We start from the raw sequence: 10747 nt of genomic DNA on the forward strand, positions 1-10747 counted from the left end.
GACGGCGACCTTCCGGGCGAAGTAGAGTGACGGAGACGACGACCATGTCCGCGACGCAAGACGCAACCGCAACGCCCGCAAACGCGACATCATCCTCCGGCGCGCTTGCGCCCGTGACCGTGCTGACCGGATTTCTCGGCGCGGGGAAGACTACGCTGCTCAACCACATTCTAACCGCTCAGCACGGCCGCAACTACGCCGTCATCATCAACGAGTTCGGCGAACTCGGCGTGGACAACGACCTGGTCGTCGACGCCGACGAGGAAGTGTTCGAGATGAACAACGGGTGCATCTGCTGCACCGTGCGCGGCGACCTGATCCGCATCCTTGGCAGCCTGATGAAGCGCCGGCAGAAATTCGACGGGATCATCGTCGAGACGACGGGCCTCGCCGATCCCGCCCCGGTGGCGCAGACCTTTTTCGTGGACGCAGACGTGCGCGCGAAGACTCGACTGGACGCGGTCGTGACGGTCGTGGACGCCTACAACGTGCTCCAGACTCTGGAAGAAAGCCCCGAGGCGACCAACCAGATCGCCTTCGCGGACGTCATCATCCTGAACAAGGTCGATCTGGTGGACGCCGCGAAGATCGCAGAGATCGAAGCGCGCATCCGCACAATCAACGCTTTCGTGCGCATCCATCACGCAACGCGCGGCGACGTGGCGTTGACCGACGTTCTGGATCAGGGCGGTTTCGACCTGCAGCGCGCGCTCGCCGCTCACCCCGATTTCCTCGAAAACTCCGAACATTCGCATGAGGAGAACGTGACCAGCATGTCCTTCACGCTCCCCGGCCCAGCGGACGAGCCGCGTTTTCAGGCATGGATCGGCGCCCTCCTGCAGGAACAGGGCGCAGACATCCTCCGCGCCAAGGGCATACTGGACTTCAAGGGTCGGGACGAACGTTTCGCGTTTCAGGCGGTGCATATGATGGCGGATGGCGACTTCATCGGTCCGTGGAGAGCGGGTGAAAAACGTGAATCCCGGCTGGTGCTGATCGGACGCAACCTCAACCGCCCGCGTCTGCGCCGTGGTTTCGAGAGCTGCCTGGCCTGAGGCGATCGCTCTCTACGCGCCGCCCGTCAGTGAGGGTGGCGTATGCGCGAACGCAGATCGTGAAAGTCCCTGATTACGTCCCTACCCCGACCATCTGACAATGCGCCCCACGCCAAACATCCCGCCCAGCATCGCGGGTCTCCCCTTTTTATGACGGAGCCAGAAAGACCGGAATGAGCAGCACGATTTCGCCCCCCAACTTTCCCGGCCTCGTGGATTCACGAGGCGCCGAACGGCGTTTCGACGCCCATATCACCGGGTGCTGCACCTCTCGCGACAACAGTCTCCTCGCCTTCTCGACGGGAGAGGGCGACGTGATCCTTGCTCCACGTTCCGGGCTGAAAACCCCGGATTCGTGGACGGTCTCGCAGGTCCATGACGGCCCTGCCCTCACGATCGCCCCCGATGTCAGCAGCGACGCGTTCCTGACCGGTGGCGAAGACTGCCATTTGAAACGCACCTCTTCTTCCGGAACCGTTGAGACCGTCGCCCGATCGAGGCGCTGGATCGAGCATGTTACGACGTTCAGCCAGGGCAAGACCGCGCTGATCGCCTTCGCTTCCGGCAAGGAGGCGCAACTCTGGGCGGGAGGCGGCTCAGAGGCACTGCGAACGTTCGAACACGCGTCCACCGTCTCGGGGCTCGCATTCGACGGCAAGGGCAAGCGTCTGGCGGCGTCGCACTACAACGGCCTGTCCTTGTGGTTCGTGCAATCGAAGGACGGCAAGCCGCGTCTTCTGGAGTGGAAGGGCAGCCATCTTGGCGTCGCGATCCATCCTGCGGGCGAGGCCGTTGTCACCGCTATGCAGGAAAACGAATTGCACGGCTGGCGTCTGTCAGACGGGCATAACATGCGTATGAGCGGTTATCCCTCGAAAATCGGCTCCATGGCGTTTACCCGCAACGGGAAATGGCTGGCCACGAGCGGCGCCGATTGCGTCGTGATGTGGCCGTTCTTCGGTGGCGGCCCGATTGGAAAGCCGCCCATGGAGACGCCCGGCATTCCGGGAGTCAACTGCACGCGGGTCGCCACTCATCCGACGCAGGATATCGTGGCGGCCGGTTTCGCCGATGGCGCGGTGCTGATGGTCGATTACACCTCGCACCGGGTGCTGCCGGTCTGCGCAGCGGCGGGAGGGCCGGTTTCGGCGCTGGCATTCAGCAGCGACGGCTGCATTTTGGGATATGGAACCGAAGACGGGCGTATAGGCGCTCTCGACCTGACGGCTCCAGACTGACCGTTTTCCGCGGCAGTACCGCCGATGTCGCTCTGTTGAGCGAGACACATGTTTCGCCCGCAGGGTGGCGTATGGTCCTGTCCGTCCGTGTACTCGGCGCGGTAGCGGTCTGCACGCCCAACATCACGAAAATTGAAGAGTTGGATTTTTCGAATAAACTTTCAAAGTGAGCGTTTTTCTCTGGAAATTTTCTTCTATGTCGCTTGCCTGACTTCAATACGGCAGCGGCCTAGCTTTGCACTTTGCACTTACCGAGTAACGCCGGATTTAGCCTGCGTGCTCGGCGATGCCGCGTTACGATGTGACAAAATCCGCATCGCTCAACTGTGGCTGAGGCGCTCGGCTCACATCCCTGACTTTGATTGACAGATCCCCATGAACCGCCCAGCTCGAGAGTTGCGCAGACTGAGCCTTCATGCGCGTTGTTCCCGAAAAAATCATAGAAGATTGCATATGTCATACAGCATTGACGCCTGAAACATGAACAAATCAAATGCGTGTATTTTACACTATTTATAATAGTTATATATAGATATTACTAATTTAACATGTATTTTTGAAGCTGCTTCAACACAGCTACGGACCATTCCTATGACGCCGCCGGTCAATATCTATACGAGCCCCCATCCACCATCCATACGGCTTCCGGCTGCGGTGAATGTGCCTACGACAACCTCCGATCGAGCGCCTACATATGCAGCGACCGAGTCAGCGGAAACTGCCCCGGCTGCCCTCTTCTCATGACTTTTTCAAATCGATCCAAATCCGCCTCCATGGTCGTTGCACTCTCTCTGGGCGCGGCAAGTCATGCTGCTACGCCAAAGCCTGATCCGGGCGACAACACAGCAACATCCCGAAAACATAAAGAGGCGTCAAAAACCTACGCAAACAACACTGAGAGCATCACGGTCAAGGCGGATGCGCGTCGCCCTCATCTCGCAGCCCACACGCCGTTGGGTGCACTGGGAAACAGATCCGAATTCGACACGCCATTTTCTCTGAGCGTTGTCTCGGCAGCCAAGGTGGAGCAGATTCAGGCCGTCGACATCGCTGACGTTTTTCGCTCCGAACCTGGCGTGCAGCAGAACTCCAACGGCGGCTCCACCGCTTCGGGCGCAAGTTTTCGCGTCCGCGGCCTCAATCTCGACTGGACCAACGGCTACAAGATCGACGGCTTCGCCATTCCTTACTGGTATATCGATCTTCCCATGGCCAATTTCGGCCAATTCCAGCTTTTCAAAGGGGCTTCGGGTTTTCTCTATGGCTTCGGTTCCCCCGGCGCCGTCATGGATTTTCAACTCAAAAAACCGGTAGACGCACCCAAGCTCGCACTGGAGGCCGGATATCGTTCGGATGCGGTTTTCCGTCAGAGCCTGGACGCTGGCGGACCACTGGATCACGCCGGGCGCGTGACGACGAGGCTGGCCATCGGCAACGAAGTCGGCAATCAGTACAATGGAAGTTTTCTTCGCAGCACATCCGTTTCCGGAAGCATCCACGTTCGCTTGACCGATACCCTCGATTGGCACGGCGACGCGTTCTATCTCAATACGCTTCAAAAAGGCATGGTCAATGGCGTGAGCGTCAGCAGTTCGCTGCATTACCTGAGCCCGATCAGCGGACGCGCTGAACTGGGGGCTCCTGACTCATGGAAAACGAACGATTTCAAGCATTTCAACACCGGGTTCGACTGGCGGTTTGCGCCAAACTGGACTGCGCGTCTGACCTACGCCTACACGCATCTGGATGAGAGGTTTCCCTCCAATGCAATCACTTTCCTTGATAACAAGGGAGATTATCTGAACCGTCCGTTCCAGATGACACGCGTCTTCACATATCCCAGGCTCAGGAGACAACCGAAGGAACGTTCAAAACCGGGCCACTGCGCCACGATGTCGTCGCCGGAATCACCTGGCTGCTGCAGGATTTCGATGCTGACGCCAATGCCGCCTATTATCCGCCAAATCAGTACGGCAATATCTACACGACGCGTCCAACCGCGACCAATGGCACCGCCTATAATCCCCGCCTCTATCGTTACGTCGACTACACGCAAGTTTCCCCATTCTGGAGCGACACGGTGACCTGGGGAAAATGGTCGTTGCTCGCGGGCGCACGCTACACCGATTATATTGAAAACGACTACGCGACCGACGGCAGCGGCCGTCGGACTGCGGCGCGCCAGAACAATCCTGTCACCCCTGTCGTCTCGCTATCCTATAAACCGGACGCAGGGATCAATCTGTATTTCAGCTGGGTCCAGGCCATGCAATCCGGAACGCAGGCGGCTGCGACGACGAAGAATGCTTACGCCGTATTCGCCCCAATGCGCAGCGACCAGTATGAAGTCGGCGCCAAGTTCCAGCGTAACAAATGGAGCGGCACGATCGCTCTATATCGCATGGACACAATCGCATCATACGTCGATTCAAATAATGTCCAGCAACAGGGCGGACTTGTCCGCTATCAAGGCGTTGAAGCCGCCGTAAATGTTGAGGCGACACGCGATCTGCAACTCTCGGCGAGTTTGACCTATCTTGACGCCCGATACGGCTCAGGAACGCCATACAAGGGCAAGCAGGCAGAATCCACATCGCCTTTCGAGGCCAATTTCTCGGCAATTTATACGCTGCGCTGGGTGAAGGGGTTAAGCGTCAACGGCGGCCTGAACTACGTATCGGCGGCATGGCTCAATCCCGACAACAACTTCCGTATGCCGTCTTACATTATCGGCAATGTCGGGGCGCAATACATAACCCAGGTACAGAACCACCGCCTGACGTTCAGGGCTTCCGTTCAGAACATAGGCAATGAACGCTACTGGGTCAGTCGCGGCTCGTTGCAGCTTTTTCCGGGTGCGCCACGCACCGCCACAGTCAGCGCCCGCATCGATTTCTGACATCGAACGTCAGCAAGTCGCAGAACAACCATCTTCAGCGCTGCGAACATAAACAAGCCCAGCGCGACAAGACAGGGGCTGTGTAGCGATCACATCGCTACACAGCGATCCAGACTTTTTCGAGAAAGTTTGGCTGCTTCAGAAGGCCGCAGAGAAAAATCCCGTTCGTCAGCCCCCGTGCGCAGTAACATCGACGTCCACGCCCACTTCAAGCGCCACCCACTGCCCTGATGCCCAGGGACCAGTTCCAACACTGAACGTCGAACGGACAAGCTGGAGATGTCCTTTGGCGTGCAGGGCGTCGCCGCTGATGTCGATGGTGAGGGGTAGAACGACAGCCTTGCTGACGCCCTTTATCGTCAACGTGCCTTCCGCATCATACGCGTCGCCGCCTTTGGCCTTGAAGTCCTTCACGTCGAACACCGCCGTCGGGAACGCCTTTACGTCGAACCAGTCGTGACCAGGCAGCGCGCCATCTCGCTGACTGTCGCCCGTTGTGGCGCTCGTCATGTCCACCGTAATTTTTGCGCGCCCTGCCTCAGGGTGAGCCGGATCGAACGTTATCGACCCATCGTATTTCCCAAAATGCCCTGAAAACGCCTTGCCGGTTTGAGTGCCGGAAAACCCGAGTGCGCCATCTCCGGCTTTGACTTTCCAGTCAGCTGCAAACGCCGGAGCCGAAAGCGCGAGCGCGCCCACGATGGCGACGGCGACGGGAAGAAACTTATGAGCGACCTTCATCGGACTTTTCCCTTTTGGCGTAGTGAATAAGATGCGCCGAAGGCTGGCAGCATCTGACGAAGAACGTTATCGCGCAAAACGAAATGGTGGCGCAGGGCTGCCGTCACATGCACGACGATCAATGCGAGAAGACCCCATGAGGCCCAGTGATGAACAATCTTGAGGGCGTCCTCGACAGGCGCCTTGTCCGACAGAGTTGAGAGAACCGGAAGATCAGGCCAGGGGATTGTCCCGAACAGCACGGTTGGAATACCAAGTACGGAGACGGACACCATCGCCCATCCACTCAGCGGCAGCAGCACCTGCAAACCATACAGGAGGGCGTGCCCGAGGTGCGCAGCTTTTTTCTCAAGCGGCGGCATGCTCGCTGGCAATGCTGGCGCCCGGTGACCGAAACGCCAGCCAATGCGCAGAACAATCAGAAGCATTACGGTAATGCCGATAGATTTATGCAGCTGATAGAGCTGGAACACGCGCATCGTATCGAGGTGGAGATGGTCCATGACCAACCCCATTGCGATCAGGGTCAGAATCCCCAGAGCGATCATCCAGTGAAGGACAATCGCTACCGTGGTGTACCGCGTGTTCCCGCCAACTGCGCTCGCGGGCGTGGTCATGAAGATCAGTCCTGACGCTCGAAGGCGCCAGCAATGCGCAGGTGCACGTCGTCAGAGACGTAAGGCACATACATCTTCACGCCGAAGTCGCTGCGCTTGATGACGCCCGTGGCCTCAAAACCAGCCGTGTATTTCTTGTCCAGCGCATTCACGCCAGCGCCGATGAAGTGAACCTTCAGGGTTTCGGGCTTCGTCACGCCGTGCAGGGTCAGGTTGCCAGTCACAACGGCGTCATTCTTGCCGTTGAGCCGAACAGAGGTGGACTCAAACGTGGCGTTCGGGAACTTCGCAGCGTCGAACCATTGATCGCCCTTGAGTTCGTCATTGAGTTTCGCGCTGGTGGTCTGCACCGAGTCCACCGGGATTGTCACAGACAGCTTAGAAGCGGACGGGTTCTTCGGATCAAGGTTAAGCGTCCCAGACACGTTCGAAAACACGCCGAGATAGTTGGTGAAACCGAAATGCAGCACCTCAAAGCTGACCTGCGTGTGACCAGGCTCTACATCATAAGCGCCGGACTGAATCTGCGAGGCGCTGGTGACGACCTGCGCAGACGCCGGATTGCCGGCCAACAGGCCGATCGCAAGGGTGGCAGCAGGAAATGAAAAAAGGCTGTACTTCATGGCGAGACGCTCCGCTCGGTAAAACTCAGGCACAAGAGATCATGGTTTCATGCAAGGCCGGAACGGCCTCGTTCTCTTCTGGCCCCTTCATTACAGCGGCGTCGTGACGCAATAAATAGCAACAATGGAAAATCAAAGTTTCCCTATTTTGCATTCACTGCGCCTCTGGGCAGCATGCGCACACAGGACGATGCTCTTCACGTCTTCACCCTCCCCTCTCTACATGGGCCTCATCTCATGGCTGTTCGTCGGCTTGTCGCAGGAATTGGCGGATAGTGGCGGCTACTCGGCATATGTCAGGCGACATACACGCGTCTCGCCTCCCTGAGTGGAGCCTCTCATCGTGTGGAGTCGTGTTCCAGGACTCTGCCGACATAGAAGCCACGATCGTTTATTGATTGGCTACCCATCGCCGCAAAGGCGCCGCGTCCGATCAGGTCCGGCTGCGTCATTCTTCTACGAGATTACGCCTCACGCAGACACTACCTCATCGATTACAGGGGAACCTCACTGGGCAGCACATGTAAGGCCGAGACTCAAAGCGCCACCTTCGCGACGCTCCAAAACCGACCGCGAGAAGCTTTTTCAAGTTACCAGAATGAATGCCATTTCCTTGCAAGCTTATTCTAAAATGCAGCCACGGCGTCACCATTAAACGAGCGCATACGCAGCTTTCCGAAGTCGACAAGCAGCCAAAGTCCCAGCGTTGTCCTGTGTCAACACAATCAAACGCGCTACAGCCGCACGACCTCTCGCATTTTCAAGCGGCTTTCATCGACGCGTGCGGGCGCGGCTGTGTTGACGCAACACGCTTTCAATCCAGTCGTTGAGTTCAGCGGTCGCACGTTCTGCATCTTCCCGGTTGGGGTAGCTGTCAGGAAACCGGAGCGCCAGCCAGCGCCACGCCACCAGACGTTTATGCCGTTTCTCCGCGCGCTCAAGCTCCTCGCGACCAGCGCGATCCGGCGGCGGCAGGCGACCTGTCCCCGGCGGAGGAACCGCTCGGCCCGACGCGTGTTCCGCCGCCCAACCTACGAGACGCCGAATCCCGTTGTCGCGATCGTCGACCGGACACATCGCGTAGGTCCAGCGCTGTGTCAGGTCGAGCCCTTCCACCCCCTCCAGAGCGGACGCGATGGCGAATGGCTGCTCCATGTCGGCCAGACGGTAATTCGGATCGTCGACGCGCAGCACCGCACGCTTGATACGGGCGAGCACGCCGTAAAGGCTGTCCGACCCGATCTCGGCGGCGATCGCGCGAACGATATCCGCATCCGGCTGCACCAGCGGACGCAGTTCCTCCGGCGGTTCCGGCGCGGCCGCGAGACGATCCCGGATGAAACGCGGACTACCGGCGTCAGCGAGAACCGCGACGACGCCATCTTCGTGCTTGCCATACCGTCCGGCGCGACCGCCGATCTGCTTGACCTCCTGCACCGACAGGTCGCGTGTCTGGCGCCCGTCGAACTTGCGCAAGGATGCAAAGACAACGCGCTTGATCGACAGATTCAGTCCCATGCCGATAGCGTCGGTAGCAATCAGGATATCAGCCGCGCCAGAATTGAAGCGTTGCGCCTCAGCCCGACGCACCTCGGGACTCAACGCGCCGTATACGACCGCCACCCGTCGCCCGCGTTCCATCAACGCTGCGCGCAGGTCGAGCACTTCACGACGGGAAAACGCGATCAAAGCGTCGCCAGTGCGGAGGTCGTTAAGACGCACGCCTGAGGGAGCCGCGCGAAGCGGACTTTTACGATGGAGGGTGATCTCATCCAGCGGATCGCCACAAAGCTCAGCTATCCGTCGCACCATTGGAATACAATCCGGCGCGCCAAGAACGAACAGATGCCTTGCCGGGGCGCCCATGATCGCAGCCGTCCAGGCCGCGCCGCGATCCGGATCGAAGAGCATCTGCGCTTCATCAATCACCGCGACATCGACGGGGTTGGAGAACGGACACATCTCGACAGTCGCCGCCAGATGCCGACTGCCCGGCGCGGCAATCCGTTCCTCGCCTGTGGCCAATGCCGCGTCCACACCGCGCGACGCCAGCGCTTCGCGAAACTCATGCGCTAAAAGACGAAGCGGGGCCAACGCCAGACCGCTCTCCGCACGGGCGAGCGCGTCGAGAGCGGTGTGCGACTTGCCGCTGTTTGTCGGGCCGGTAACCAGAGTGATCCGCCGCGTCAGCGCCCTGGCCGTGCGAAAATGCGCGGCGTATCTATCCAGCGCCGCCACGCGGGCGATGACCGCGTTGGCCACATGCTTTCCAACGGCGGGCGGTTCCGGCAGCGCGGTATCGTGACGGCCGCGCGCATCGCGCCCCCCTTCCCGCCTGGGAACTGCGCTATCGTCCTGCCCGCCACGACGCCACTCCTGCAGGTCGCCACGAAGCGCGACGAGCTCGGCCGGATCAAATTCCCATAGTTCGAATCCGTCCGGTTGCCGCACGCGCCGAGCGACCGGAAGACGGTTTTCCGCGACCCAGCGCAACGCCTCCCGCTGCGAACAATGCAGAATGCGCGGCACTTCGCGGAACGGGACAAGGCTTTGTTCCCACTCTTCAAGGCGCAATTCTTCCCTACGCCGACGCGCCTGAGCGGCGCGCTCTATCGCCGCTTCGTTTTCCGCACGCTCCTCATCTTCGCGCTGTGCCCCGCCAGCGAAACGGTCGCTATCCGCGAGGCCGAAAGCACTCGCAATGGACGCTGCGACGCGAGCGACCTGTGCGCTGGACAGCACCCGCCCGGTGTCCAGCATATCCGCCCGCAACGCCTCCAACGCCGCCTTCGGCGTATCGCCGAGTTCACGATAACGCGCGGCCAAGACGGGCTCGAGAGCGTTGAGTAGTATCGGATCGTTCGCCGCCGGATCATCGACGTTCGCCGCCGCCTGCTCCATATCCTCGCGGGAAATCCATATCCGCCCCTCGCGCCGGGTCAGATCCATCATCCGAGACGCCCAGCGCTTGCGACGTACCGCGCATAGCGCGGCGATGAACGTATCGTCGGGAATCTCGCGCGCACCCGGCGCCAGGGCCCGGCCAATGCGGCGCAGCAGCGCGGACTCCTCTCGCGGCTCAACCGCGAGGCCGGTACGCGACAACGCTGTTTCCAGCGCCGCGCGGGCCGGGGACGAAGAATCATGAGACCCGACCGAATTTATACGGTCAGGATCTGGTGCGACCAGCGTGGGGCGAGGACCTATCGGCGCGTTCATTGGGTCCAGTGTGCGCGATACACGGCAACGGAACAATCCCCACCAGTACGGCTATGCAGGCGCGCCTCAAAGCAGCAGGTCGAGCCGCTTGACGCCACAGAGTCACCCCCTTCGTCACAAGCAACCCAATTTTGTAAGCTGGACGGCGTTACCGTATGCAAAGACAGCCTATCGTTGACGCATCCGGCGACGAGTGGATGAGGGGGGCGTGGCCACGCCATTACGGGATACCTCGCGTCGCATTTTCAGCGATCCGTCGCCTTAATTGTTAGCCTATCAGAAATCTCGGCCCTAGATGGAACTGATCACGTGGAGGGATCGAAGAACCGTCAATTGATAAGCTTGGCCCATGATT

7 protein-coding genes and 1 pseudogene are annotated in these 10747 nt (G+C 59.7%); 4 read left to right on the forward strand and 4 right to left on the reverse strand.

The features are described 5' to 3' along the window. Nucleotides 1-44 precede the first annotated feature (44 nt). The 4 genes and pseudogenes from HK28_RS07655 to HK28_RS14285 all read left to right on the forward strand — a co-directional run bounded on the left by HK28_RS07655 (nucleotide 45) and on the right by HK28_RS14285 (nucleotide 5192). Nucleotides 45-1055 (forward strand): GTP-binding protein, encoded by a 1011-nt coding sequence (locus tag HK28_RS07655; RefSeq protein WP_086644020.1) that lies wholly within the window; start codon nucleotides 45-47, stop codon nucleotides 1053-1055. A 173-nt stretch (nucleotides 1056-1228) separates the two neighbouring features. Next, nucleotides 1229-2293 (forward strand): WD40 repeat domain-containing protein, encoded by a 1065-nt coding sequence (locus HK28_RS07660; RefSeq protein ID WP_086644010.1) that lies wholly within the window; start codon nucleotides 1229-1231, stop codon nucleotides 2291-2293. Nucleotides 2294-3066: 773 nt separating this feature from the next. Further along, nucleotides 3067-3519: pseudogene (locus HK28_RS14280) on the forward strand (TonB-dependent receptor plug domain-containing protein); the annotation flags it as partial. A 692-nt stretch (nucleotides 3520-4211) separates the two neighbouring features. Next, on the forward strand, nucleotides 4212-5192 hold the full coding sequence (locus HK28_RS14285) for a TonB-dependent siderophore receptor (protein ID WP_233140419.1): 981 nt from the start codon (nucleotides 4212-4214) through the stop codon (nucleotides 5190-5192). Nucleotides 5193-5360: 168 nt separating this feature from the next. Here the strand turns inward: HK28_RS14285 and HK28_RS07670 are convergent, their stop codons facing one another. From HK28_RS07670 to HK28_RS07685, 4 genes are all read right to left on the reverse strand, one after another. Then, complete coding sequence (locus HK28_RS07670) at nucleotides 5361-5933, reverse strand: YceI family protein (RefSeq protein WP_086644011.1); 573 nt, start codon at nucleotides 5931-5933, stop codon at nucleotides 5361-5363. Next, the gene (locus HK28_RS07675; RefSeq protein WP_086644012.1) at nucleotides 5930-6550 is read right to left on the reverse strand and encodes a cytochrome b; all 621 of its coding nucleotides are present in this window, start codon (nucleotides 6548-6550) and stop codon (nucleotides 5930-5932) included. The genes HK28_RS07670 and HK28_RS07675 overlap by 4 nt, the downstream gene beginning before the upstream one ends. Nucleotides 6551-6555: 5 nt before the next feature. Further along, nucleotides 6556-7173, reverse strand: a complete 618-nt coding sequence (locus HK28_RS07680; RefSeq protein ID WP_086644013.1) for a YceI family protein — start codon at nucleotides 7171-7173, stop codon at nucleotides 6556-6558. 771 nt (nucleotides 7174-7944) lie between these two features. Then, nucleotides 7945-10392 (reverse strand): helicase-related protein, encoded by a 2448-nt coding sequence (locus HK28_RS07685; protein ID WP_086644014.1) that lies wholly within the window; start codon nucleotides 10390-10392, stop codon nucleotides 7945-7947. Between the last annotated feature and the right edge of the window lie 355 nt (nucleotides 10393-10747).

It is taken from the genome of Acetobacter sp. DsW_063 (assembly GCF_002153745.1).
Classification (GTDB): Bacteria; Pseudomonadota; Alphaproteobacteria; order Acetobacterales; family Acetobacteraceae; genus Acetobacter.

Bases quoted from the DNA above. Each gene is read 5' to 3' on its own strand.
- HK28_RS07680 (WP_086644013.1), bottom strand. From the start codon at position 7,173: ATGAAGTACAGCCTTTTTTCATTTCCTGCTGCCACCCTTGCGATCGGC.
- HK28_RS07655 (WP_086644020.1), top strand. From the start codon at position 45: ATGTCCGCGACGCAAGACGCAACCGCAACGCCCGCAAACGCGACATCA.
- HK28_RS07660 (WP_086644010.1), top strand. From the start codon at position 1,229: ATGAGCAGCACGATTTCGCCCCCCAACTTTCCCGGCCTCGTGGATTCA.
- HK28_RS07675 (WP_086644012.1), bottom strand. From the start codon at position 6,550: ATGACCACGCCCGCGAGCGCAGTTGGCGGGAACACGCGGTACACCACG.
- HK28_RS07670 (WP_086644011.1), bottom strand. From the start codon at position 5,933: ATGAAGGTCGCTCATAAGTTTCTTCCCGTCGCCGTCGCCATCGTGGGC.
- HK28_RS07685 (WP_086644014.1), bottom strand. From the start codon at position 10,392: ATGAACGCGCCGATAGGTCCTCGCCCCACGCTGGTCGCACCAGATCCT.